The organism is Herbaspirillum sp. RV1423 (genome assembly GCF_000577615.1).
Classification (GTDB): Bacteria; Pseudomonadota; Gammaproteobacteria; order Burkholderiales; family Burkholderiaceae_D; genus Herbaspirillum.
Genome location: NZ_CBXX010000004.1, coordinates 26,811 through 52,196, shown reverse-complemented (window position 1 = coordinate 52,196; position 25,386 = coordinate 26,811). Strand labels below are relative to the sequence as shown.

Sequence of the window (25,386 nt, the reverse complement as noted above, 5' to 3'; positions counted from 1 at the left end):
TCGATATTATTGCGTGACCTGATCGATGCGCGTCTGGCCGGTTATGCTGTCGCTGTTGCCGGCAGTCTGTGGGCGGCGGCGATCTGGATCAGCCTCAACGGTCGCGTGGTGCGTCCGCTGCGGCAGGCGACCGGCGTCGTACTGGCGCTGGCCGGCGGCGATCTGCAGGTCAAATTCAGCGCAGGCGGCAGCGGCGACATGGGGCAGTTGCTGCGCGGCTTGTCGCAGCTCAATGTCAATCTGTCGTCGATCATCCGCGACGTGCAAAACAACGTCGAAGCGATTCGCCAGGGCGCGGCGGAAATCGCCAACGGCAATATGGATTTGTCCAGGCGCACCGAATCGCAGGCTGCCAGCCTCGAAGAAACCGCCGCCAGCATGGAGCAGTTCACCGCCACCGTGAAAGCCAATACCGCCAACGCCATGCAAGCCGACGAGATGGCGATCTCGGCGTCGCGTATGGCGGCCAAGGGCGGCGAAGTCGCCGCCAAGGCCAGCACCACGATGGACGACATCAGCAGTTCAGCCGGACGCATCGTTGAAATCATCTCGCTGATCGACGGTATCGCCTTCCAGACCAATATTCTTGCATTGAATGCCGCCGTCGAGGCCGCGCGCGCCGGCGAGCAGGGGCGCGGTTTCGCTGTGGTCGCCACGGAGGTACGCAGCCTGGCGCAACGCTCGGCCACCGCCGCACGCGAAATCAAAGGCCTGATCGAAGAGTCGGTCAATGCCATTCGCGTCGGCACCGGGCTGGTCGGCGACACCGGACGCACCATGAACGACATCGTCGCCTCGGTGCAGCAGGTGATGAGCGTGATGAACGACATCACCGTGGCCGGCCAGGAGCAGAATCTCGGCATCGACCAGGTCAACAAGGCCGTGGCGCAGATGGATGAGGTTACCCAGCAAAATGCAGCGTTGGTGGAACAGGCCGCAGGCGCCGCGGCCAACATGGCGCAGCAGGCGGTCAAGCTGGCGCAGGCAGTATCGGTGTTCCAGTTGCAGGCGCCGGTTTCGGGCCGCCTGCCGGCGCTGCGTTGATCGACCCCGCAGGGCGTTCGACGCTTTGCCGCCCGCAAGGGGCAAGTCCGTTTTTTGCGTTGTACCGGTTTCCCTCGAAGAATGGCATCATAGGCGCCATCCTTCGAGGGGACTTATGAAATCGAACAAGACATCGGGCGTCCCATGGCGCCACCTGCGGCTGTGCATGCACATCCTGGCCGCGATTTTCCTGCTGGCTGCATTCGGCGTCGCGAGCGCCCAGCAGAAAATCTATTTTCCGTCCGCCGAATACGCCAACAAGTTTGAAATGGCCAAGAAGGTGGGCAAGCCGATCCAGATTTTCGGTTATCTCACTCTGCCGGAGAATCCGCCTGCGGGGAAGATCTCCGCAGTGGTGATCGCCCACGGCAGCGCCGGCGTACAGAGCAAGGACACCGGTTTCTGGGCGCCGTATTTCAACAAGCTGGGCTTTGCCACGTTCGTGGTCGACTCCTTCACGCCGCGCGGCGTCGAGAGCACGGTGGATGACCAGAGCCTGGTCAGCAATGCCGCCGATACGGCAGATGCCTTCTTTGCGTTGAAATTCCTTGCCGCCGATCCTCGTTTCGACGCCGACAGGATAGGCATCATCGGCTTCAGCCGCGGCGGCACCGCGTCCAATGAAACCGCGACGAAATCCTTTCGCGACAACGTATTGCGCGACAATAAGAATCTGCAATTCGCCTTCCATATCCCGGCGTATCCCGGTTGCCAGAACTCCCGCTTTCGCAAGAACGGCAGCTTCGACAAGACCGGCGCGCCGATGCTGTTCCTGATGGGCGGCAAGGACGACTACACGCCCGCGGCATTCTGCCTCGACCAGATCAAGGGCATGCAGGCGGAGTATCCCGGCGTCATCGATTATCGCGTCTACGATGGGGCGCATCACAGCTTCGACGGCAACCAGGGCGTGCATTACCTCAGGATGGGCACTTCCACGCGCGAATGTCCGATGACCGAAACCGACATCCCGAGCTGGTCCAGGCGCCTGGTTGCCGGCGGCGAACGCCTGTCGCTGGACGACGAACGCAAGCTCTACAAGGACTGCATGGTCAGGGGCGTCACCGTGGGCTCGTTCGATAACAAATACCGCGAGATGGCGGCCAAGGATGTGGAAGCCTTCCTGCGCAAGATCAAGATGATCGACTGAGGTTGACTGCGGGGCGGTATTGTCAGCGTTTGCGCTGCAGCTTGTACACCACGGTATCGAGCCGGCTGACGCCGCGTTCGCTGAACTTTGGTTCCTTGTCGAGGATGTCGCGGCGGTCGATGATGACGGCGTCGGAGTGCGATGAGTAGATCGCCTGCACTTCGCCGTCGTCCACGGAAAACGGCGGTCCGTCCATCTGCTCTTGCGGATAGTCCAACGTAATCAGGATGCCGCGATACCGATCCGACAATTGTCCATAGATATGCTGCGCATACTGCGCGCGCATCGCCGCCGGCAAGGCCACCAGCGCCGCGCGATCGTAGACGCCGATGCACTCCGACAGCAGCGCCGCATCCAGTTTGAAGATGTCGCCGCAAATGATCTCAATGTTGCCGGCCGAATAATGGCTGCCGTAAGCCGAGTCGCGAACCTGCGGCTGCAACTGGTTCTCGCTGAAGAACTGCTCGACCGCCAGTTGCGATAACTCCACGCCCAGCACACGATGTTCCTGTTCCGCCAGCCACACCATATCCAGCGACTTGCCGGCCAGCGGCACCAGTACTTGCGCATCTTTTGGCAAGGCCAGCGTCGGCCAGTATTTTTGCAGCAGCGGCGTCACGCGCGTTTGATGAAAATGCGTGCGTCCGTCGCGCCAGCGCTCCAGCCAGAATTCTGCTTCCATGATGGGTCCCGTTGATTTGTTTGACGCGTATTGTAGCGGTTTGCAGGCAGGGACCGCGCCGGTCATGCGCAAAGCCCGTGTGCTACGATGCTTCTTGTATATTTATTCAGGCGGACACATGGCGCAGTACGGTTCTATTCATCGCGGCAAGCATTTCATCGTGCAAGACAGCACCCGACCCGGGAAGAACGGCGTCTTTTGCGCGGTGGAATTCGACGGCGAGGTCTACACAGACATCAAAGGCGCGCCTTTTGAATCGATTCACAGCGCCCAGATGGCCGGAGCGTCTTTTGCGCGTGCGCTGATCGACTCCGATCTCGACGGCGATTCTTACGAACATCGCGGATATTTCATCAGGGCAACAAGTAACGAACAGCGGGACGGCACCTGGGCCGGCGGCTACCAATTGCACCGCAACGACAACCCGGTGCCGTTCCGCCGTGCAAGCTGCGAACCGTTTCGCGGCAATACACGCAAGGAGGCCGAAAACAATGCGGTAGCGATTGCGCGGCGGATGATCGACGAGGAAGTGGCGGCGGGAAAACTCTAGGTTTCCGGTTCAGGCGGCAGCGCTCATCTGCTCGCGATCTTCCATCGCCATATCGATGAATGCCCGCAGCGCCGACGATATCTTGCGTTGCCGCGGATAGTAGAGCATGAAGCTGGGAAGGCGCGGGCACCAGTCTTCCATGACGCACACCAGCCGTCCTTGCGCGACGGGGCCGGCGACATAATCTTCGAACGCATACGCCAGGCCGATTCCCTCCAACGCCATCTGCACCACCAGGTTCTGGTCCCCGAGCGTCACGCGGCCCTTGACGTCCAGATCGAGCTTCACGCCATCCTTTTCCAGTTCCCACTTGTAAATGCGTCCGCTCGGAAAGCGATGGCGCACGCATTCATGCAGCGCCAGCTCATCCGGATGGGACGGCTTGGCGCGATGCCGGAAATAGTCCGGCGAGCCGACGATGGCGACGCCGCGTCCCGGGCCGATGCGCACGCCGACCATATCTTCAGGAATGCTTTCTTCGAAACGTATGCCGGCATCGAAACCGCGCGCCACAATATCCACCAGTCCATCCTCATCGACGATCTCGACATGGAGTTGCGGATACGCCGCCAGGAAGCGCGGAATCATCGGTGCGATCAGGAACTGGGCCGCGGAGCGCGATGTATTGATGCGCAAGGTGCCGGTGGGACTGGTGCGGAAATTGTTCATTTCCTCCAGCGCATCGCCCAGGTCCCGCAACGCCGGTTGCATTCGCTGCACCAGCCGCTGGCCGGCATCGGTCAGCGATACGCTGCGCGTGGTCCGGTTGAGCAGACTGACGCCCAGCCGCTCTTCCAGGCCGCGAACCGCGTGGCTGACCGCCGACGTGGAAATGCCGACCTCTTCGGCCGCTTTGCGAAAACTGCTGTGGCGGGCCACGGCGGCCAGGACCGATAAATGAGAGAGATTGGGTTGGGGCATGATTGTTGAATTTTTCTCACTGGCTCAAGCCGGAATTAGACTTTGTACTGGGAGATGCCTAGACCTACAATTGAAAAATGCTAATCAAACCGAAAAGGAGTCTACCATGATCCAAGCACGCGGATATGCTGTCCACGATGCCCAGTCGCCGCTGGCGCCATTCAGCTTCGAACGCCGCGAACCAGGCCCGCACGACGTCCAGATCGAAATCCTTTACAGCGGCATTTGCCACTCGGACCTGCACCAAATCCACAATGACTGGCACAACTCCCTTTATCCCATGGTCCCCGGCCATGAAATCGTCGGTCGTGTCGTCAAGGTCGGCGAACACGTCAAGAAACTGAAGACGGGCGATTATGCCGGCGTCGGCTGCATGGTGGATTCCTGCCGCGTCTGCTCGGCCTGCAAGGAAGACCTCGAGCAATATTGCGAGGAAGGTTCGACACTGACCTATAACGACACCGAGCGCAACAGCGACAAGCTGACCTTCGGCGGCTATTCCGATCAGATCGTGGTGGAAGAACGTTTTGTCGTGAAAGTCGATCCGAGCATGGATCTCAAAGGCGTGGCGCCGCTACTGTGCGCCGGCATCACCACTTATTCGCCGCTGCGTCACTGGAAGGTGGGGCCAGGCCAGAAGGTCGGCATCGTCGGCCTGGGCGGTCTCGGCCATATGGGCATCAAGTTCGCCAAGGCTTTCGGTGCGCATGTGGTGATGATCACGACATCGCCGGAAAAGGGCAAGGACGCCAAACGCCTGGGCGCAGATGAGGTGCTGGTGTCCACCGACGCCGACGCCATGGCGAAGAATGCCGCCAGCTTCGACTTCATCCTCAACACCATCCCGGTTCCGCACAGCACCAATCCTTATCTGGCCCTGCTCAAGCGCGATCGCACCATGGTGCTGGTAGGCGTTCTCACGGAACTGTCGCCGCCGGTCATCGGCGGCATGTTGATCGGAGGTCGCAAGTCGATTGTCGGGTCGGCCATCGGCGGCATGGCCGAAACGCAGGAAATGCTTGATTTCTGTGCGCAACACAACATCGTCAGCGACATCGAGCTCATTCCGATCCAGTCGGTCAACAGCGCCTATGAGCGTCTGGTCAAGAACGACGTGCGCTACCGCTTTGTGATCGACATGGCTTCGCTGGCAAAGGAAGCCGCATAAGCTCCCGCCGTGCGCTGGACAATCCTCGTCCATGCACAAGGCCGTTCAGTTAAAGCCTGTGCCCATCTATCGCAGTCGTCCCGGCGAATGCCGGGACCCAATGTCGTGCAGACGGCCGATACGGCGCTGGGGCCTGACATGCGTGAGGACGACAGTCGTTCGGAGCGACAATGAAGGAAGATGTTTTCAAGCTTGACTGAACGACAATCGCCGGCCAGGCGGTCAAGCCGGCTGGTAGCGATCGCGGATATGTTCCGCAAAGTATTCGCCTTTGTGAACGGTCGCCATCAATCCCTCATAGAGATGCATCGGCACGCCCGGGAACTGCGTGATCTTGGAATCTTTGGTGAAGTGGATATACAGAGTTCGAGTTTCGGCGTTGTAACCGACCGAATCCATGGCTTCGGAACGAACATTTTTCATGTACATAGCGTTTCCTCGTGACAGTGGCCTGGGGAAGGGCTCCGCTTCCGGCCAGGTTTTCAAGATAATGGGGGAAATGTTCCTAGAACTCATTTCATCAATAGGCATGAGTGCGAGCTTTCCCTGTTTGGGATGAAGTGCAAGGCGCGAATCGGGGTCAAGACTGGACGTCTTGCCCCCCGATTCGTAACGCGGCAATTCGCCCAAACAGGTCGCTCCCTTCGGGTTCTTCCCAGAAAGGGCGCTGGCCGCGTTGCGCTCCTTGCGCGTGGCACCGCCACGCGACGCGTCACGCGTCTTGCCAGTGCCCTTTCTGGGAAGAACGCATCTCACGCCTATTGATGAAATGAGTTCTAGCTTGCTGCATTCTATTTTAAAGTCTTCTGTCGGGTTGGGATGTGCTTTCTTTTTCAATCGCTTACAGGAACGAGACGCTGCTCTTGAACGTCGCAACATCTTGTTGGTAAAACGGTTGAAAACGGCAAGCGAAGGTCTTTGCTGATTGCCTGGGGCGAGGCTAATGTCGGTCAGGTTTTGCGTTTGCTGACCGAAATGGTCACAGCAGAAGAACTGATCAATTCCATCAGAATGTTGCGGGCCAGGTTTTCGGCATAATCATTACGTGTGGCCGCTGCCGTTATGGCTGACGCGGGGTCGCCGCCAATGATGGCCTCAAGTTGGGCGATGTGCAAATTGCAGATGTCGCTCAGGTCGGAATGACGGTCCTGATGGAAATACAGGAAACGTCGAGCCAGAGTCTGCAGCATGGCATAAAACTCCGCAGCATAGCTATTGCGAGACGCATTGCCGACTACTTTGGTCAGATTGAAATGCAAGCGCATATACATGCGCATATCCTTCTGTACTTTCAGTTTCTCCAACTGGATGACAAGGGCACGCATTTCTTCACGTTCCTGCTGGTTTGCGCAGAGTGCCGCTTGAGATACGATCAGGCGTTCGATTTCACGACGGCTTTGGATGACCTGCAATTGCCCTTGATAGTCTATTTCCGAAACAAAGATGCCTTGGCGCGGCACGATATGCACCAGCCGCTGGAATGCCAGTTTTTGCAAAGCATCACGCGTGGGCGACCGGCCAATCCGAATGCGTTCGCTGAGAATATTTTCTGACCATTGAGTACCGGGAGGAAGGCCTCCGGTAACAATCAGTTCTTCAAGCAGAACGTAGGCCTTTTCAGTTTGACTGACGGCCTCTCGATCGAACAATTTGTCTGTTGTTGTCATGCAGTACTTTTTAGCTTTTGTTGAAGCTCTCGCTTTAATACTTTGCCTGTTCCGTTCTTAGGCAATTTGTCCACGAATACATAACGCTTGGGGCGTTTGAAGCGTGCGATAGTTCGAATGCAAACCTCGTCCAACTCCTGTTCATTGACGGTTTTCCCGGCATGACAGACGATGAAGGCCACTACCGACTCGCCCCATTCTCGATCAGGGGCGCCGACCACCGACACTTCTTCGACTGCCGGATGCGTCAGTAATGCTTCTTCGACTTCACGGGGGTAGATATTCGTGCCGCCGCTAATGATAACGTCTTTCGAGCGGTCTTTGAGATGCAGCAAGCCTCTTTCGTCGATCAATCCGATGTCCCCGGTGCGCAATGCGCCATTGCCTATTGTTTTATCGGTGGCTTCGGGATTGCCCCAGTAGCCGGCCATCACGGTCGGGCCGCGCACGATGACTTCGCCTGGCATCCCCTGCGGAACAGGATGGTCCTCGGCATCGACGATGGTGATGCCGATCGCAGTTTGAGCAAAGCCGACCGAAGCCAGCATGGCCGTGTCGTTTTTTGCGACCGCATCGGCCAGCAATGCCGCCGGCAGCGCCGAAATCGTCATTGGCGTCTCGCCTTGTCCATACAGTTGGGCTACGTGCGGACCGAAGCAATGTATTGCGCTCTTGATGTCTTCTGCATAGAACGGCGCGCCGCCGACCAGCAGGCAGCGCAGGCCCGGCCAGGCGACGCGATGCTGTTTGGCATGCTGAATCAGTCGCGTCACAATGGTCGGGGCGGCAAACAGGCTGACTTTATCGTAGCTATTGAGCAGGCCGAACAGTTCCGCCTCGTCCAGCCCGCCCGATTCGGGAATCACTTGCAGCGCTCCCTTGATGAAATAGGGGATGCCGTACAGTCCGCTACCGTGCGACATTGGCGCGACGTGGATCAGTACATCGTCGCTGGCAAGCGATTGGACATCAATGAGGAAGTGCATTGCCATGCTGACCATATTCGCATGCGTCAGCATTACCCCCTTGGGGCGTCCGGTGGTGCCGCTGGTATAAAACAGCCAGGCCAGATCGTTTGCCGCGACCGACATGGGGTCCAACAGCGGGCCGGACAATGCAGCACGGTAATCGTCGGCTGCAACGTCGATCACTTTTAACTCCACGTCATTGTCTGCCAGCGAGCGCAATGATTGATACAGTGTCCCCTGCGACATGCAGGCGCCGGCGCCGGAGTCACGCAACATATATTCGATTTCATTAATGTGCAGTTTTGCATTGACAGGGACGACGCACAGGCCGGCATGCCAACTGGCCAGCATCAGCTCGGCATATTCGGGGCAGTTTTTCATGGCCAGCAAGATGCGGTCGCCCACATTCAAGCCGAGGCCATGACGCAACCAATAGGCAAGCGATCGTACACGCCGGTCCAGCGCGGAGTAGCTGAATGCCGCACTGGTGCCGCAAGCCAGGGCAGGGCGATCGCCGTATTGCTGCACGCTGCGTTGAAAGAGAGAACTGAGATTCATGATAGAAGACGATTGTTCGTTATAGTCATGTGCAGATTCACGCGTGGATCTGCAGTCTTATGGTTTGCCTAAAATGATGATGGAGGTAGCAGCTTCCTCGACGCCGCTAAAACCGCCGCCATTTTCAGCGATGGCGAAGCGGGCGTTATCGACTTGGCGCGATCCGGCTTCGCCGCGCAATTGCGTCACCATCTCGTAGACTTGCGCCAGACCGGTGGCTCCAATCGGATGGCCGCGTGATAGCAGCCCGCCGGACACGTTGATCGGAATCTTGCCGCCCAGCGTGGTGGCGCCGGATTCTGCCATTGGACCGCCTTCGCCGAAGGCGCAGAATCCAAGCGCTTCCGTTTGCTGTATTTCAGCGAAGGCCGTGGCATCGTGGACTTCGGCTAATGACATGTCTTGCGGACCGACGCCTGCCATGTCGTATGCTTGATTTGCAGCTAGATAGCATAGATGCTTGTCATAGGCATCGGCCGCACGCTCAGTTGCGCTGCGCAGCACCGTGGCGCAGATACGGATAGCCCGGCTGGCTTGCAGCTTGCGCAGACCGGCTTCGTTGCAGACAATTGCCGCAGCGGCGCCGTCGCTGATCGGTGCGCACATGGGCAGCGTCAGCGGCCATGAGACAGCGCGCGCGGCCAGCACTTCTTCGATGGTGAGCGGGTACTGGAACTGTGCGTGCGGATTGCGGGTGGAGTGGACGTGATTCTTGGCGGCCACCGCGGCAATCTGGCGCTGCGTGGTACCGAAGGTTTTCATGTGCAGTCGTGCCAGGCTGGCGTAAATGTCCATGAAGACACTACGCTTACCAGGTTCGACATAGTCCGGCGGAGGCAGGATGTCGGCGGATAACTGTATGAGGTTTTTCATCTGCTCGGAGGCGGTATGCACATCCCAGGCGCCGTCGAAGACAGCGAAGCTCTTTTCCTTGTTGGTGGAAAAGAGCTTGTCGACACCAACTGCCAGGCAGATGTCGCCGGCGCCGGAGGAGACGAACATGTGCGCCGCATTGAGCGCAGTACTCGAGCTGGCGCAGGCGTTCTCGACGTTGGTCACCGGAATGCCGGTGATACCCATCGCGCCCAGCGCAATCTGGCCGGAGACCATGTACTGGCCCTCGATGGCGCCCTGGCCGGCCGTCGCAAAGTAAGCGCCTTGCAGCGCCTCGGGCGCGCAGTCTGCATCTTTCAACGCAGCGCTGACGGCTTGGCGCACCAGTTCTTTGACACTGGTGTCGAGTTGTTTGGCAAAGGCCGTGATGCCGACTCCGACGATATAGGTTTTGTTATTGGACATGTTCAACTCCTGTAGTGATGATTGCTTCCACGTGCTCGCGCTGTTCCTCAAGTTCTGCCGATGTACCCGACCAGGCCACTGCCCCATGATCGAGTACGTATTGACGCTGTGCCAGCCGCATAGGTACTTTGAGATTCTGCTCAACCAACACGATGCCGGTGCCTTGTTGATGTACCAGCGAGAAGATGTCGATGAGGTTGTTGACGATCAGCGGCGCCAATCCTTCTGTCGGCTCATCCAGCAGCAGGATTTTCGGATTGCCGAGCAAGGCGCGGGCAATCGAGAGCATTTGCTGCTCGCCGCCGGACAATTGATCGCCCCCGAAGCCGATGCGTTCTTGCAATCGGGGAAATATCTCCAGCACGCGCGGAATGGTCCAATATCCCGGCTTGTGTCCGAGTCCGCCTATGCGCAGATTTTCCATGACCGACAGATTTGGAAAGATCCGACGGCTGTCCGGTACCAGAGCCACGCCGAGCCGGCTGATCTGCTCGACGGGCAGGCGGCTAATGTCTTGTCCGAAATAAGCTCGCCGTCCTTGATGCAGCGGCAATAATCCAATCAGTGTTTTCAACGTAGTCGATTTACCAGCACCGTTGCGGCCGATGATGGCGATGATTTCATCCTGCGACGCCGAGATGGATATTTCGTTCAGCACGCTTGCTTGCCCATAGCGGACATGCGCGTTTTCCAATGTAATCATGGGTTCATTCCTCTCCCAGGTAGACCGAGCGGACTAGCGGATCGCTCCTGACTTGCTGCGGCGTGCCGCTGGCAATGACGCGACCGTTGCTCATGACGACGATCTGTTCAGATAGAGCCATGATCACATCCATGTTGTGCTCGATCAGGAGAACCGTGCGTCCTTCCGAGGCTTTGCGGATCAGTTGAGTCGCTGGTCCTATTTCATGGTGGCCGATACCTGCCAGAGGCTCGTCGAGAAGCAGGATTCGTGGCTGCGGCAATATCGTCAGTCCCAGTTCCAATGCACGCTGCAAGCCGTACGACATGGCTCCGGCAATGTCATCGCGGTGTGCCGTCAGACCGGTCAGCTCCAGCATGTCATCAACGTCCGCAGCCAGTTTGCGGTCGTAACGCGGAGAGATCCAGAACGGCATAAAACGGGAATGCTTGATTTGCGCAGCGATACGAAGGTTCTCAGCCACCGTCATCGCCGGGTAGATTTTGGTGATCTGAAAACTGCGCCCGATGCCGCGCTGGGCGCGTTGGTTGGCGCCTAGCTTTGAAATATCGTCGCCATTGCATCGAACGGTTCCCTGATGTTGTAACTGACGTCCGGCCAAGACGTTCAGTAGTGTGGTCTTACCTGCACCATTAGGGCCAATCAGTCCATAGACGCCGCCGGTCGCGAAGTCGTAATTGACGTCCTCAATGGCTTTAAGGGCGCCAAAACTGACCGTCACATGTTCACATCGCAGAGCGATGTTCTGCACTGCTTGCTGTACGTTGCGATCTGTCATTATGGTTCTCCCGGATGCCGTGTACGCTCCACCCTGGCCTGGATTTCTCCCAAGATGCCGCGAGGGAAGTAGAGCGTGGAAAAAATGAAGAGGACACCAAGGATTCCGTACCAGTACTGGGTCCAGCCGCTGAGTAACTCTTTTAGAATCTCGAAGATGGCTACGCCTGCAATCGGTCCCCATAGCGTGCCGGCGCCGCCCAGTAAAGTCATGATGATGACGTCGCCGGAGGTACCCCAGTGCAGCATCTGTGGGTTGACATACAACAGCAGGGAGCCAAGCAGTGCGCCGGCCAGTCCACTCACGGCGCCCGAAATGAGAAAGGCGATCTGCTTGATGCGATGCGTGTTGTAGCCGAGATGTTCCGTGCGTATTTCGTTCTGTTGTATCGCCATGACGATGCGGCCGAACGGCGAACTGCGTAGCGCCGCGATGACCATCATGACCAGCACGAAGATCGCCGCCGCATACCAATAGAAATTGACCGGGTCGAAGAAATCAATGTGAAAAATGTCCGGCCGTGCTATGCCGGGCAGGCCATCGGCACCCCCAGTCCATTCCCGCAGCTTGCTGTCGGCCAGGATGTACAGCAACTGAGACAACGACAGGGTTACCAAGGCGAAGAAAATGCCAGACACGCGTAGCGCAAAAAAACTGTACAGCCAGGCGCATGCTGCTGCCGCAGCCATGGCCAATACCATGCCGGCTTCGAACGGCAGACCCAGACGTTGCGTGCCGAGCGCGACGGCATAGCCGCCGATGCCGAGGAAGCTGGCATGGCCGAATGACACCATACCGAGCGAACCGAACACGAAATCGAACCCGACGGCGAAGATCCCCCAGATCATGATTAGTGTGGCCAGGTTGAGATAGAAATCGTCATGCGTGACGAACGGCAGCGCGACGACCGCGGGAATCAGCAGGCAGCCGAGGACGACATCAAAGCGCGACAGATTCATGCTGACCTCACTGGACGGGAAAAGAGACCTTGCGGACGGGTCAGCAGGGTGAGGATGAGTAGAGCGAAGGTCATGACATCAACCCAGCTCGGCATGAAGGTGTAGCCAATTGCACGCACCATGCCGATCAAGACAGCGGCTGCGACCACGCCGCGGATGTTGCCGAGTCCGCCGAGGATGATGACAACGAAGCAATCAATGATCGTGTTTCCGGCCATGCCTGGCTCGATGGGAAATAGCGGCGCAGCAATTGCACCGGCGAGTCCAGCCAGGCCGGCCCCCAGGCCAAACACTGCGGTACGGACCAGCGACGCCGGCAGGCCAAGCGTACGCAGCATTTCGGAGTCACTGCTGGCGGCTCGTACCAACATGCCGAAGGTGCTTTTTTCGAGTGCTGCGAACAGGCCGGCGGATACCAATATGCCAAAGCCGATGACGAATAACCGATAGACCGGGATGGTGCTGCCAAACAAGTCGACGGCGCCGGACAGCAAGGCCGGCATGGGAGCTTCCTTGTAGCCCATGCCCCAGAAATACTTGGCTGCTTCGCTGATGACCAGAATGAAGCCAAAGGTCAGGATCAATTGATAGAAATGCGGGCGACCGTACAGCTTGCGTAGGGCGTAGCGCTCCATGGCGATGCCAACGATGCCGACAAGGATTGTGGCGCCGATGACTCCTGCGACAAACGAACCGGTTCGCAGGCTGATATCGTATGCCAGGTAGGTGCCTAGCATGTACAGAGCGCCGTGCGCGAAATTGATGACGCCCAGCATGCCGAAGATCAGCGTAAGACCGGACGCCAGCAGGAATAGCAGCATTCCAAGGCTGAGGCCGATGATGATGGTGGACATGAATATACTCGAATGCTTTGGTTAAGGACGAGACGACGCTGCCGACGAGCGTAGCAACGGATGGTTTCTCGTTGCTGCACTCATGGCGTGAAGCGTCTTAAGGGCCGGAAGATTCTTGTGGAAGGTCCCGGTATTACTTGGAACACTCTTCGAAGACTTCCTTGGGGGCGTAGACCTTTGTAATCTTCATGATGTAGGCAGGATAGGGCGGCTTACCGGTAACAACTTCTCCCCATAGCCCATCCTGGCGAGCCTGGTGATCGCATGCCTTCATCTCTTTGCGACCTTCAACTGAGTTGTCGCGTACGCTGTTGGCAAATGCATCAATCCATTTTTCCTTGTCCCAGGAACCGGTTTTCTCGACGACGTCCAGCCACCAGCTCATGCCGTCATAAGCCTCTCCGGCCGCGCTGGATGGATATTCGTTGTACTTTTTACGGAAGGCTTCGACGAACTTCTTATTGGCGGCGTTTTCGACCGTGAAGTGATAGCGCACGCCAGAATTGACGCCCAGCGAAGTCGGGCCAACGCCGCTGGCCATTGTTTCATCCGCGATAACGGGACCGAAGATCTTGCGCGTCTTGCCCAGATTGACCTGGCCGGCTTGCTTGACCATGGTCACAGCGTCGGAGCCGGTCATGAACAACGCCACCCCATCGGCGTTGGAACGAGCAATCTTGTCGACGATGGACGAGTAATCGCGATTGCCCAGTGGGGGGAAGTCAGCGCCGACGATTTCGATGCCGGCTTTTTCTGCTTCCTTGCGATACCACTCCCAGCTATCGCGCGTGGCTTGGTAATCGGCTGTCACGCCATAGACGCGTTTCAGCTTCTGCTCCTTGCTGTAACCCAAAGCCATGCGTTGCTCCATGCCCAGCGTGTTGGAGGTACGAAAGGTATAACGCGAACCGCCTGGCAAGGTGATCTTGTCATCGGCTGACATGGTGACCAAATGCGGAATCTTGCGCTGTTTGGTGATGTTCATGATGGCGATGGTTGATGCCGAACTAACCGCGCCGAAAATCATCTGCGAGCCGTCTGCGATCAGACGGGTGGCCTTTTGCACGGCCGGTTGCGGTTTTGTTTCGTCATCTTCCCAGGTAATTTGGATGGGCTTCCCAAGCACCTTGCCGCCGCGTTCGGCAATGGCGATTTCAACGCCCTTGCGCATGTCTTCTCCAAAAATACCGTAGGTCCCCGACAGTGAGACAACACCGCCGATTTTGAATGTATCCGGGTCCGCTGCATGGGCAGCATTAGCGCCGATCAATGCTGCGAATAAGCCAAGAACCGGCAACAGTCGTTCGCAACGCCAGGGGGAAAATTGTTTCATATCAGTCTCCGTATTAATAATTTTAAATTTTGTAATGTTTCATAAGTTCATCGTAATATATTACGATGAACTTCGTAGAATAATAGCAGTATTTGATTTGAGCGCAAGGGGGGAGTTTTATTTGTTCGCGAAATGCAGTGCAGAAAGCGAGGCCGTATTGGAGAAATAAGGGCAACAAAAACTGGACGGGAGTTGAAGAAATGCCTGCGGAGTGCAGGACATTTTTTGCTTTGGTCGTAGGTGGCGGCTGGAACCTGAAGGAGAGGTTTAAGGCGGGGTGGGTGGAAATGTGACGTCAGGCTCGTTCGATAGTCCTCTCATTCCGCTCAGTCGCTCCCACGACGCCGAATTTCGGCAAAGGACAGTTTCTGAGACCGGCATGCCACGGGTATAGACGAAAAAAAAGCACCGCGATTACTCGCAAGTGCTTGATTTTCTTACCGCAAATTCTTTGGTGGGGCGTGAGTGGCTCGAACACTCGACCTACGGATTAAGAGTCCGAGTGTTAATCATGTTGATCTAAATTGATTCATGTTGATAAATTTAGATAAATCTAATTAAAACAAATAGATAGAGTATTTTTTTAAAAAATTGAAATTGACTTGTGTTGCCCTATTTCCTCATAATTCGCTTACATCGTGGTTACATGAAATTCAAGTGACGAAACAAAGGGCGGAAATGGCAAAAATCAATTTCACGGCAAGTCGTGTCGAAGCTTTTCAATGCGCCTCCGGAAAATCGCAAGAATTCCTATGGGATAGCAAGACTCCTGGTTTAGGTTTGCGCGCGACCCTCAGTGGTGCAAAAGCTTATATCTACCAGGGGAAAATCCATGGGCGTACGGTACGTCTCACTATTGGTGATCCTCGTAGTTGGTCTATTGATAAAGCGCAGGAAGAAGCGCGGCGACTTCAAACGCTAGTAGATACCGGTATAGATCCTCGCGAACATCGCGTAGAGCAGCAGGCCGCGTATGAAGCTCGGAAAGTAGAGGAATATCGAAAAGACGTGACTTTCGGAGAGGCATGGGATAAATACGTGGAATCTAGGAAGCCTTTTTGGAGTGAGCGGCATTACAACGATCATTTGCTGCATGCGGATGTCGGCGGTAAACCTAAGAAACGCGGTGTTGGGCTGACACAATCAGGACCTCTTGCAACATTGCGCTGCGTTAAGTTGCCCGATTTAAGCTCAGAAATGATTGCGGCGTGGTTGCTAGGTCAATCGCAAGAGCGCCCCACGATGGCTGCACTGTCCTATCGTTTATTGCGGGCTTTTGTCCGTTGGGCTGCCGAGGCTAAAGCTTATCAAGGGATCATCTCTACCGATGTATATAAGGCGCGCGATGTGAGGGATGCTGTGCCACGGGTCCGGCCCAAGGATGGCGACTGTCTCCAGCGGGAGCAACTTACAGCGTGGTTTGCTGCAGTACGTAGCATTCCGAATTTGGTTCACTCGGTCTACTTGCAGGGGCTATTGATTTTAGGCCCACGCCGGGAAGAATGGGCTGGAGTTCGTTGGGACGACCTCGACTTGCAATGGCGTGGTGTGACATTGGACGACAAGGTTGAAGGCACGGGCGGGCGTACCATTCCATTGTCGCCTTATATGCTTGACCTCTTGCTTAAGCTGAAAGAAATAAACGAAACTCCTCCTGATAAGAGGAGAATCGCCTCGCTGGCTGCTAGAGGGGAAGTATGGAAACCCTCTCCTTGGGTGTTTTCCAGTTTGACGTCGGCGGATGGCAAGTTATCCGAGCCGCGCATCGCTCATGTCAAAGCGTTACATGCGGCAGGATTGCCGCATGTAACGCTGCATGGTCTGCGCCGTTCATTTGGAACACTCGCAGAATGGTGCGAAGTTCCCGTTGGTGTAGTTGCGCAGATTCAAGGGCACAAACCAAGTGCAATCGCAGAGAAACACTACCGGCGTAGGCCTCTCGATTTATTGCGGATGTGGCACGACAAGATCGAAGAATGGATGTTAAAAGAGGCAGGAGTAGAATTTGTCCCTGAGCACATATCAGGTTAATTTCGCGGGCTCTTGTCGAGAGGAATTCTAGCTTAATTGGAAATACGCTCTCGAAATTAGTGGCTGGGTGCGCGGCTAATCTATAGTGCCGCAAGAGAGATCGTGCGTATCAGAAGCTGTTTGGCAATTGGGTAGGCGAAATGAATAAGGGGGGATAAATATCCCTCGGTGGATAATCCAATTTGCAACTGGCAATGGTTCTTGTATCAAGATAGGCTTTAGAGGGATTTGCTACGGCCGCAGACGCAAACGTATAAATCACCGAACCCACCACTACTTCATTTTCGTTATCTTCAGTCATGCCGACTCCTTCTAGGGGATTTTAGCACTGCTCTTTTGATTATTAGTGGTTGCAAGACGATTTTGGCCTTGATCTCGGTAGCCGAGGCTAATCATTGAGGAACTTCGATAAATTACTCGCTTGGCTCCGATATCTTGGGCAAGGAAAGTCTTTACCCATAAAAAAATCGATGTTGCTGATGGTCTGGATTAACCAGACAGGGGCGACAACATGCATCTTATTCGACTCAATGACGTCAGTCAATCAACCGGTCTACGCCGGTCCACTATCTACATATTCTCTAAGGCTGTCTCGTTAGGCGGCGGCCGCGTTGCTTGGGTAGAGCAAGAGATCCAAGATTGAATCACTACTAGACTCGATGCACGTTAATTCAGCGGCATAAATGAAAGGGGCCAAGCCCCTTTCATTTAACATTCCGACTGGACCAGTGGAATCGTATTCAGTTTATAAATTCAAGAAAATTGATAGATAGTCATTTGCATTCGAGGGGCCAGCTTGCGTACCGTAGCCAGCAACTCCGAGCGCATCACCTTAGCGCCATACTTTGCAGATCCATCGCGATCCGCTCCATGTAACTGGAACACGCGCTTAGCCAAGTCAGTTCCGAGAATGCTGATATCCATGACAAACCTCAACGTCTAAATTGGATGAAACACTAGTTTCGTCCTTGTAGTGGTGTCGGGGTGTCTCAGTAAATCAACAAGCAGCTAGCAAGCAGGTTACCATGATGCCGCTGACACCGAAAATCACCAGTATTGCACCGACGATCTGTTCATCCATCCCGCTACTGGCTTTGAGATAGGGGCTGTGCAGCAGTCTTATACGAAACTCAAATTGATTAAAAATTCAAATTTTTATGTTTTCTCGCCATCCCGTGAACTATTTATCAGATCTAAAAGAGCTCATCCTTGCGGATCAGCATCGCATGCACATATTGAAGATCGTGTACCAATTGTCTTTGCCAGACTGTTGGATAGGTGCGGGATTTGTTCGTGATGCCGTCTGGGATCATATTCATGGCATGGTACCGAGGTCTCCGGAAGGAGACATAGATGTCATTTTTTTTGATTCATCGAATGTCGATAAGAATAGAGAGATCTTCATTGAAAGCCTATTGAGCAACCTTGATGGTACTTGGCGATGGTCTGTAAAGAATCAAGCGCGCATGCATGTTGGAAATAGCGATCTTCCCTATGCATCATCTGCCGACGCTTTAAGATTTTGGCCTGACACAGCCACCGCAGTTGGAATTCGATATTCAAATAGTGACGGCATAGAGGTTTTAGCTCCATATTTTCTTGAAGACCTTTTTGAGGCGCGGCTAACCCCCACACCACGCTTTAAAAGCGAAAAAAAGCACATTTTCGATGAACGCATTAGATCTAAGCGTTGGTTGGATAAATGGCCTAAGCTCAGAATTAATATTTAGAGTTTTTGGGGTGCGCATTAAAGCGAGAATTCTCCTCTGAGATTCCTACAATGACCGCAACTGCTAACAGCCCCAAGATCGAGAAAACATATGGTGCAAGAATGGATAGATTGCTGAACAAATAGGCTCCCAGCATCGGGCCTACAAAAAGCACTGCACCATTTAACGTACTAAGTAAGCTTGTCATACGCCCGATCTCCGAAATGTCTGTACGTTTCTGGATCAAGACATAAAAACCGGTTCCGGTACTTGTAGAGGCTAGGCCTATCAGAAAAACTGCGGGAAGCAGTATTAATAATAAGGGAGCGTTAAAAAGCGAGCTGGATGCTACTCCCGAAAAACCGATCGCTTCTGTTATTGCCCCAGAAATTATTAGGAACGTGGGGCGTGTCGAGAATTTCCCGCTACTTATTACTAGACCTCCAGTAACTCCCCCTGCTCCTGCTGCAGCTAGCATCAATCCATAGTCACTAGCTTCTAGGCCGTAATACTTCAAAAAGATAGAGAGCTGACTATCTGCAACGAAATAACACAATGTCACAAGAGCCATTGAGGTGACGACCACTCTTTGTTTCGGGCTCGTGGTTAGACCACGTAGGCCAGCCAGTATATCGTCGATTATTCTTCGCTTCTCACGGTGAGAGATTCTGTGAGTAGGACTGGCCGGCTTAAGAGCACAGAATGCCAAGCAAGCAAAAAGGTAGCAACCTGTACTTAACGCAAATAGGCTTCGCGCTGAAAAAATAGAGAGCAAGGCACCTGCGATAGCAGGGGCAGCGACCTTACTGACATGTTGGATTGTCTGGCCTATACCTAAGATTCTGGGAATAACATCTTCCGGTACAGAGTTTCGCAGTATAACCATATTGGCAGGACCCACGAAAATTCGGGCGGAATTTTTGAGAACTACCAGTAGTAAGAACGTCCATAAATCGTGGCTTAAGAATTGCAGAAAGGAGAAAACAGTGCAACATAGGGAGGCAACGATCAGGTATGGACGTACATTATTTTGGCGATCCACCAGCGCACCAGCTAATGGGCTAATCAGCACTACTGGTAGCGCGTAGCTACAAGAATAAAAGGCGGCATCGAACGCCGTTCCATTCAATTCGTAGACAATCAACGAAAAGGCTAAGGCCAAATCGAAATACAATCCAAGTTGATTTCCTGCGATAGAAAAGACTACTTGTCGAGCTGGCGAATATTTTCTAAGCAAACCAATGCGACTATCGGCGCTTGAGTGATTTCTCGCATTAGTCATTCGTGCGCCGATAACTGAGAATTTCAACTGCTTTGTCGACAACCTCGTTCAAGGTTAACCCAGTTGTATCCAGATGGACGGTTGCATTCTCCGGAAGCTCGGAAATAAGCTGCCTTTGAACTTTCTCCTGATAAGCTATAAAGCGATCACGCCCTACCAGTTGCGGTTGGTCGTGAACTCCGCATTCAGAAGGAGTAAAAATTCCTGTCTTCCGATCTGCTGCATACGAAGAATCTACCGTAAGTAGGATTACCAAATTCGGAATGGACAGTGAGCCAAATGCAGAATCAATGAGACTAGGGGGGAAATGTTTTTTTAATCGATATCGAGCGGAGAATTTGTAGTGCCAGCTATCCATGAGAATGCTCCTTTTCGCGCGCATAGCTGGGCGAATTAGTATGTCGTCAATGGCGTGAAACCAAGATGCCAGTAAGAAAAGCCAATGCGTATCACCCATCACGCTTATGTCTGCATTTTTTCGATAGTCCCACAGCGCTTGCTTAATTGTGGTCATTTGCTCTGTTGCAAAATTATCTTTGTAGGAAGTGTCCTTTTTGTCCCAATAGAAAACATCTGTCTGGTAGCGGGAGTTTAGTTCTTCCTGGACGAGGCTCGCAACGCTGGACTTCCCAACTCCATCAATCCCTTCAAAAACAAAAAAACCATTCAAATAGCTCATTGATTTGACTCCGTATCAGAAAAGTCCCGTAAATGCCTCTGCGTCAATTGAATTGCGTCCGCAGCCTGCGTAGAACGGTTCTTTAATTTTAAATTCTCGATATACGTCTTGAAGCAAACGTCCCATGGATGCAATTTCTGCAGGGGTTGATACGGGATGTGCTTCTAAAGGGGTTTGTGGGTCATTGTGGAATACGTTGATTATGGGCGTGGCGCCAAGTGATGCAACATGGTTAAGGCCATTCTTTAGGCTAGATATTGGTTCCAGGCCGCCAACAAATATCGAGAAGACGCGACTAGGCCCGAGTACTTTGACAGCATGTTCTAGTGCTGAAAAAATATGATCATGACCACCGTCTTCTGCTTTCCCAGGGCAGTACTTGCTGAATAAGGAACGATCATATATTTCCGAGTTAAATGCGACTTCAACCCCGATATCGGCCAGTCTGTCTATAAGTGAAATATCTTTTGGTGGAAAAGCAATCAGATGAATTGGTATGGATCGCCCCGATTTATCTACTGCTTTTCTAGCAGCCGTGGCTATAGAAACGTAGTATGCGAAGCTGCGATCTAGATCCGGGAAATTACCGCCGTTGAGCATCACTTGCGTAACTGAGCCTTCGTCCATTTGCAATGAGATCTCTATTGACCTCTCAACATGGGCCGGAGAAATGACGGGAAGAAAGCTGGTTGATCGGGATCTGTTTGGTTCTATGGAACAGTAATGACAAGCTTTTCCTCGAGATACCAATGAACAGTCTCCATACACGAAGATGCCTAGCGCAGCTCCTCCGTATAAGGTGACTACGCTGTCGGGGCGAAAACCGTCTTCGCATATGTAGCCGTAGTACTTTGGACTGAAAGGGAAGCTAATCTTCGTCTCAATTTTTAGGTGCAGATTGACCAGCACGAATTGCCCGTCCCTGTAGTCTAGCTGCCATGAAGAGCCCGTTCGAATATTCACGGCACAGACCAGGTGCTGATCGCCAATATAGATTTCTTGGGGGACAAATGATGATAGTGCTGAGAGTGAGTCGGAATTACCGTATGCTCGTCGTTTGAGCAGGTATGGCGCTCCGTATTTACGCATGAAACTCTCGCTCAACGTTACTCCGAATGCCAACAATTCCATTTTAATTTGAATGTCATTCATGATTTTCATCGCTAAGGTTATTCGCATGCACCGTTGATTAATGTCCATTCGCTACGTGCAGACCAGTCAGCTACGTGTCGCTTGATCTCGTTGAAAATGGCAGATGAAAGAGCCGTCTTGTAATTACCTAGCTCTGTGTTGAATCCACCAGCTAGCACCGAAAATGACCTATTCAGGAACGCTAATTTTTCTGAAGTTTTGGATAGATCAAATTGGATTTCGGGGATGTCAAGTGCCAGGTTAGAAAATTTCTTCTTCATGCCGAATTGAATGAGGAGCGCTCCGAGCAGGTCGTACGAAGAATTCTTAAGAAATACGCGTAGAGATCGAAGGCTCTGACGTTCATCGCCAGAAGTGGTTTTCTCGTAGCTCTTAAGTAGATAATCAAGGCTAAAGCTACGATCAATCCAGCGTTGGCTGATCTCACTGATAGTTCCTATCCGACTATCTAGATAGATTACTTCTCGCCGCCCCATCAGAGGATTGAGCTCGCCGGCTAGCCCCGCTTCCTCTACCATTTTTAGATAGGGGGAATTAGTTAGCGCCTCCATCGATACCAGCATGTAGGAAACATGCTGAAAGAATGGGGTGTTAGTAGAGTGATCTCGAATAAAATCTTCGTTCTCCAGGCCATCCCATAAGGCGTCGGGCGTTATTTCTTTGCATTCTCGGAGCACCAAGTCCGTTCTTCCAAGAAATTGGTATGTCTGAACCAGTTCTTCAAAACTCATTAATGGATCGAAGGTGATGTAGGTGAAGCGAAGTGGGAGTCCGATGGCGGTCAGTATGCGGATAGCAAGGGAATTTTGATGAGAGGTTGTCTTCTTATTGAATCTCTGAAGTATCGAGTCGACGCCAGACTCAACTCCGAATAGGCATCTTGAAAGGCCATTTTTTCTTAGATTTTTCCAAAATTCTATTCTGTTCACGTGCCATGCTTTATCTTTGCGCGGACGATGGACTTGATCGATTCTGGAGCTGGTTTCAAAGTCAAAGTTGTATTGCTTGATCGCTTTTGCAAAATTCAGGCACCGGTTGAGAGAGAGCTCGTCGGTTTCATAGCCTACAAATTCTTCGTCTACCAAGAAAATTCTTCGATCCGTTGTTGGGTAGCGATCAAAAACTACAGAAATCTCTGGCATGAGTGAAACTACAGCATTGGCATCTTCTCCGGCCCAGATACCTTTATGTTCTCTCGGGCAGAATGAACAGGCGTAACTACACCCGCGACTCGATTCGAGCTGCATTACGCCCCCTTTCCGTAGGGTGTCATCAAGCAAATCTAGCTCCGGCAATATGTCATCGTAGTGCCGGTTATTGACGCGTTGGGTATGGACTATATTGCCGGTAGTGCTGTCTAAATAGCACGCATCGTTAATTGCGTTCTCGCTGATTTCCGAATTCCAATAGCTAACTATGTCTCGCATAGTCTTCTCACCCGGACCAGTTGCTATGAAATTCACGGCATGCTGTTTGAGTAAAATCTCCTTATTGAGGACTCCTAAGCTCCCTCCGACCACGATAAGTGGTGAGTGGGAACATCGCTGTTTTAGCTCTTCCAACAGAAGTTCGAGAATGTCGTGCTGACCAAACGTTGCAGATATTCCCAGGACATCGGGCTTTTCTCTGATAAGGTCGTCAACAATTTCCCGAATAGTGATCCCAAGTTGCATATCTAAGAGGCGTATTTTTCCTCTCATATCTTTTCTGATTGCACGTGCTATATCTGATATGCCAAGCGAGAATCTTGGTAGCGGGAAGTTTTCCGGGTGATAGAGAGAGACAAGATAGGTGTAGGGCCTTAGTAAGCTAGAGCGCTGCTGATGATCTAGGTGGAAATGGCCTATGAACTCTGATATTTCCGATGTCAGGCTATATGTCGCCGATTGTGGATGTGATTCTCTCTGCTTGAGCGGGGCTCCTAGCGAACAGACGACTCCTGTATTGCTGTTCATGAAGATGAAGATTAGGCGATCTTCTACGGTTCCGGTCACGTGTGCCGAGCCAGGGCTGAGATTGAGAGATGCAGCGATCTTCTCTTCAACCTGCGAAGGATTTGTAAAACTTTCAAGGACACTCGTCGCCAGGGTTCTCGCGGCATCTCGCCCTAGTTCGACGAGGAGAAAGAGATCTTCCAGAACAGCATGCCTTTTTTCATATGCAAGTCGATTCGCAGGAATGGTGACTTTTCTAATTATCGAAATGCGCTTCAACTGGGCGTGAGCAAACATATTTTCTGTGAACGACTTTTATAGTTGACACTAGAGAATTAGTCCGCGCTCTTTGAGTTGGGAGATATTGGCTGACAGATTTTTGGGGCGAGATTGGTCCCAAATCGACTCTTCTAGTCGAAGTGAGATATCGCCCTCTGTGGACTCGTTATCGATTAGGAGCCAAATGAGTAAAAAATCGCGTGAGATTTCGAAGAGAGGAGTATGGCCAACTATATATAGCTTGTGATCTTTATCGATCACTCTGGCCCAGGGTGCTTTTTTTAGCACCCCGGGTCGATGCTCGACTAGCTCATCTCGTCCATATACTCTGGCTTCAGTGAATTCGACGTGGGCGTTCGGGAAGTATTTTTGAGCATGCACATAATCTAGAACTGACTGCCAAAAGCGGCCCACATGTGCAATATATTCACGCTTTCGCCTCCTGTTATGGCTGGGCATAGCGGATATGAGGTCCATGTATCTGATAAATACTGGATGAGCCTCGCTCAAAATTGCTTTGGCATAACGAGAGCGCCATTTCACAAGGGAGGAGGTATTTCCTTTGTGTGCTAGCAATAAATCTAACGCCAGGTGGACAGTTCTATCCGCGTTGAAAATAGCGCTATCTTCGTCATTGGCAAGCAGATTTCCAAATGCATCGGAGTAGCATTTTTCAGCGAATGCGGCCGAAAATTGAGCCAGATACGAACTCAATTCACGAGAGTTAATTTTCGTCTGAAGCTTTGAGAATTCCGCTTGGTTGTGTAGCGCGACTCCCGTTACTAGGCGATGTGCCAGGTGCAATTCATAGAGAGTTAGAACGCCTTCTCTATTCGAGTATCCCATCGAGAGTTTGCTTGATATCGCAATAAATGTCTGAAGAGAAAGTAGGGTTATCTCCACCATGCCAATCTCGGTCGCGACCTGAATTTCAGTCTCTTCAACGGGTTCACGCATTACGACATACGCGTCGTAGTCCGATTTCGGCGTAGCCAATCCTTCTGTGACCGAGCCTGATAAATAGGAAAAGGCAATTTTTTCTGTAGGTGGAATTCGAGAATGAACTGCCGCAGCCACTGCAGTCACAATGGTGTTGTCGATCACTTTTTTCATCATGAACTTTTCTCTATTTTTATTTGACTGTACTAACGCCCGATGGCACTACTCACGATCGGGCGAGCGCTCTAATTAAAGAGGCTTGGCAGGGGACGAAAGGGGCTGAGTGGAGTCATGCAGTGCTGCGGATACCGAAATAGCCTCCAAAGAGGACAACTCCCGCAGTTGTGTAGATTGGTCATTTGTGTATTGATACGTAGAAGACACGTCTTCGTATTCAGTTATAAAATTCATAATTAATTCCAATAAAATATAAAATTTAAGGATGTGATCATATGTTTTTTCATAGATCGCTATAAAATTTATACTTAAATTGTTACGGCGAAATGACCGATTTATCATTTGACGAGATTCTCGGTCTTGCGATTTTGGTTGGCAGTTGCTATTTGCCGGTCTTGGCGGAAATGCAATAACTGAAAGGGCCGACGGAATACTCTTCGCTCCTCCCAAGAGTGAGCGAAGAGTATTCCGATGCTCAAGCAAAAAACGAAACAACAAAGGTTCCAGTTGAGACTTGAACTTAAGCTAATTTTTGAGGCAAGGAATGCCGTCCATACAGGCACGGCACAT

24 protein-coding genes and 1 pseudogene are annotated in these 25,386 nt (G+C 52.9%); 7 read left to right on the top strand and 18 right to left on the bottom strand.

What is annotated here, in order from left to right; all coding sequences use genetic code 11:
• Positions 1–9 precede the first annotated feature (9 nt).
• Positions 10–1,044 carry a methyl-accepting chemotaxis protein gene (locus RV1423_RS05015; protein ID WP_231502058.1) on the top strand — a complete coding sequence of 345 codons (1,035 nt, stop codon included), beginning with the start codon at positions 10–12 and terminating at the stop codon, positions 1,042–1,044.
• Positions 1,045–1,159: 115 nt separating this feature from the next.
• Entirely contained in the window at positions 1,160–2,194 is a 1,035-nt protein-coding gene (locus RV1423_RS05010) for a dienelactone hydrolase family protein (RefSeq protein WP_231502057.1), read from the top strand.
• Between the two features lie 22 nt (positions 2,195–2,216).
• Here the strand turns inward: RV1423_RS05010 and RV1423_RS05005 are convergent, their stop codons facing one another.
• Complete coding sequence (locus tag RV1423_RS05005; RefSeq protein ID WP_034293900.1) at positions 2,217–2,876, bottom strand: thiopurine S-methyltransferase; 660 nt, start codon at positions 2,874–2,876, stop codon at positions 2,217–2,219.
• Between the two features lie 118 nt (positions 2,877–2,994).
• Between RV1423_RS05005 and RV1423_RS05000 the strand changes: the two genes are divergently transcribed.
• A complete protein-coding gene (locus RV1423_RS05000) occupies positions 2,995–3,426 on the top strand; it encodes a DUF6566 family protein (RefSeq protein WP_034293897.1) in 432 nt (143 codons plus the stop codon).
• A 9-nt stretch (positions 3,427–3,435) separates the two neighbouring features.
• Here RV1423_RS05000 and RV1423_RS04995 read toward each other — a convergent pair whose 3' ends face one another.
• Positions 3,436–4,347 (bottom strand): LysR family transcriptional regulator, encoded by a 912-nt coding sequence (locus RV1423_RS04995; protein ID WP_034293895.1) that lies wholly within the window; start codon positions 4,345–4,347, stop codon positions 3,436–3,438.
• Positions 4,348–4,453: 106 nt separating this feature from the next.
• Between RV1423_RS04995 and RV1423_RS04990 the strand changes: the two genes are divergently transcribed.
• Positions 4,454–5,515 (top strand): NAD(P)-dependent alcohol dehydrogenase, encoded by a 1,062-nt coding sequence (locus tag RV1423_RS04990; protein ID WP_034293893.1) that lies wholly within the window; start codon positions 4,454–4,456, stop codon positions 5,513–5,515.
• Positions 5,516–5,737: 222 nt separating this feature from the next.
• Here RV1423_RS04990 and RV1423_RS28955 read toward each other — a convergent pair whose 3' ends face one another.
• The 9 genes from RV1423_RS28955 to RV1423_RS04945 form a co-directional block, all read right to left on the bottom strand.
• Positions 5,738–6,352, bottom strand: a complete 615-nt coding sequence (locus RV1423_RS28955) for a KTSC domain-containing protein (RefSeq protein ID WP_197034876.1) — start codon at positions 6,350–6,352, stop codon at positions 5,738–5,740.
• 113 nt (positions 6,353–6,465) lie between these two features.
• Entirely contained in the window at positions 6,466–7,182 is a 717-nt protein-coding gene (locus tag RV1423_RS04980; RefSeq protein WP_034293890.1) for a GntR family transcriptional regulator, read from the bottom strand.
• The gene (locus RV1423_RS04975) at positions 7,179–8,708 is read right to left on the bottom strand and encodes an AMP-binding protein (RefSeq protein ID WP_034293889.1); all 1,530 of its coding nucleotides are present in this window, start codon (positions 8,706–8,708) and stop codon (positions 7,179–7,181) included. The genes RV1423_RS04980 and RV1423_RS04975 overlap by 4 nt, the downstream gene beginning before the upstream one ends.
• A gap of 57 nt (positions 8,709–8,765) precedes the next feature.
• Positions 8,766–10,094 carry a thiolase family protein gene (locus RV1423_RS04970; protein WP_081768700.1) on the bottom strand — a complete coding sequence of 443 codons (1,329 nt, stop codon included), beginning with the start codon at positions 10,092–10,094 and terminating at the stop codon, positions 8,766–8,768.
• Positions 9,997–10,710: an ABC transporter ATP-binding protein gene (locus RV1423_RS04965; protein ID WP_034293886.1), complete on the bottom strand. Its 714-nt coding sequence runs from the start codon at positions 10,708–10,710 to the stop codon at positions 9,997–9,999. The genes RV1423_RS04970 and RV1423_RS04965 overlap by 98 nt, the downstream gene beginning before the upstream one ends.
• Positions 10,711–10,714: 4 nt before the next feature.
• A complete protein-coding gene (locus RV1423_RS04960) occupies positions 10,715–11,488 on the bottom strand; it encodes an ABC transporter ATP-binding protein (RefSeq protein ID WP_051516490.1) in 774 nt (257 codons plus the stop codon).
• A complete protein-coding gene (locus RV1423_RS04955) occupies positions 11,488–12,447 on the bottom strand; it encodes a branched-chain amino acid ABC transporter permease (RefSeq protein WP_034293884.1) in 960 nt (319 codons plus the stop codon). Before RV1423_RS04955 ends, RV1423_RS04960 begins: the two co-directional genes overlap by 1 nt.
• Complete coding sequence (locus RV1423_RS04950) at positions 12,444–13,301, bottom strand: branched-chain amino acid ABC transporter permease (RefSeq protein ID WP_034293882.1); 858 nt, start codon at positions 13,299–13,301, stop codon at positions 12,444–12,446. The genes RV1423_RS04955 and RV1423_RS04950 overlap by 4 nt, the downstream gene beginning before the upstream one ends.
• Positions 13,302–13,434: 133 nt before the next feature.
• Positions 13,435–14,634, bottom strand: coding sequence for an ABC transporter substrate-binding protein (locus RV1423_RS04945; protein WP_081768699.1), 1,200 nt, complete (start codon positions 14,632–14,634; stop codon positions 13,435–13,437).
• 678 nt (positions 14,635–15,312) lie between these two features.
• Here RV1423_RS04945 and RV1423_RS04940 point away from each other — a divergent pair.
• Entirely contained in the window at positions 15,313–16,665 is a 1,353-nt protein-coding gene (locus RV1423_RS04940) for an integrase family protein (RefSeq protein WP_034294475.1), read from the top strand.
• 109 nt (positions 16,666–16,774) lie between these two features.
• Here the strand turns inward: RV1423_RS04940 and RV1423_RS29690 are convergent, their stop codons facing one another.
• Positions 16,775–16,966 (bottom strand): hypothetical protein, encoded by a 192-nt coding sequence (locus RV1423_RS29690; RefSeq protein ID WP_155835029.1) that lies wholly within the window; start codon positions 16,964–16,966, stop codon positions 16,775–16,777.
• 210 nt (positions 16,967–17,176) lie between these two features.
• Here RV1423_RS29690 and RV1423_RS28950 point away from each other — a divergent pair, with 210 nt between their 5' ends.
• Positions 17,177–17,308, top strand: a complete 132-nt coding sequence (locus RV1423_RS28950) for an AlpA family phage regulatory protein (protein ID WP_081768698.1) — start codon at positions 17,177–17,179, stop codon at positions 17,306–17,308.
• 137 nt (positions 17,309–17,445) lie between these two features.
• Here the strand turns inward: RV1423_RS28950 and RV1423_RS29685 are convergent.
• Positions 17,446–17,589: pseudogene (locus RV1423_RS29685) on the bottom strand (IS110 family transposase); the annotation flags it as partial.
• Between the two features lie 233 nt (positions 17,590–17,822).
• Here RV1423_RS29685 and RV1423_RS28945 point away from each other — a divergent pair.
• On the top strand, positions 17,823–18,395 hold the full coding sequence (locus tag RV1423_RS28945) for a nucleotidyltransferase family protein (protein ID WP_081768697.1): 573 nt from the start codon (positions 17,823–17,825) through the stop codon (positions 18,393–18,395).
• Here the strand turns inward: RV1423_RS28945 and RV1423_RS28940 are convergent.
• Genes RV1423_RS28940 through RV1423_RS04925 form a run of 5 tightly spaced genes read right to left on the bottom strand, consistent with a single transcriptional unit; the run spans position 18,385 to position 24,816 of the window.
• Entirely contained in the window at positions 18,385–19,656 is a 1,272-nt protein-coding gene (locus tag RV1423_RS28940; RefSeq protein WP_081768696.1) for an MFS transporter, read from the bottom strand. The genes RV1423_RS28945 and RV1423_RS28940 overlap by 11 nt on opposite strands.
• Positions 19,649–20,335, bottom strand: a complete 687-nt coding sequence (locus RV1423_RS04935) for a hypothetical protein (protein WP_034293879.1) — start codon at positions 20,333–20,335, stop codon at positions 19,649–19,651. Before RV1423_RS04935 ends, RV1423_RS28940 begins: the two co-directional genes overlap by 8 nt.
• A 15-nt stretch (positions 20,336–20,350) precedes the next feature.
• Positions 20,351–21,487, bottom strand: coding sequence for a radical SAM protein (locus RV1423_RS29680; RefSeq protein ID WP_155835028.1), 1,137 nt, complete (start codon positions 21,485–21,487; stop codon positions 20,351–20,353).
• A 17-nt stretch (positions 21,488–21,504) separates the two neighbouring features.
• Entirely contained in the window at positions 21,505–23,718 is a 2,214-nt protein-coding gene (locus tag RV1423_RS04930) for a B12-binding domain-containing radical SAM protein (protein ID WP_081768695.1), read from the bottom strand.
• 30 nt (positions 23,719–23,748) lie between these two features.
• The gene (locus RV1423_RS04925; RefSeq protein WP_034293876.1) at positions 23,749–24,816 is read right to left on the bottom strand and encodes a nucleotidyltransferase domain-containing protein; all 1,068 of its coding nucleotides are present in this window, start codon (positions 24,814–24,816) and stop codon (positions 23,749–23,751) included.
• Between the last annotated feature and the right edge of the window lie 570 nt (positions 24,817–25,386).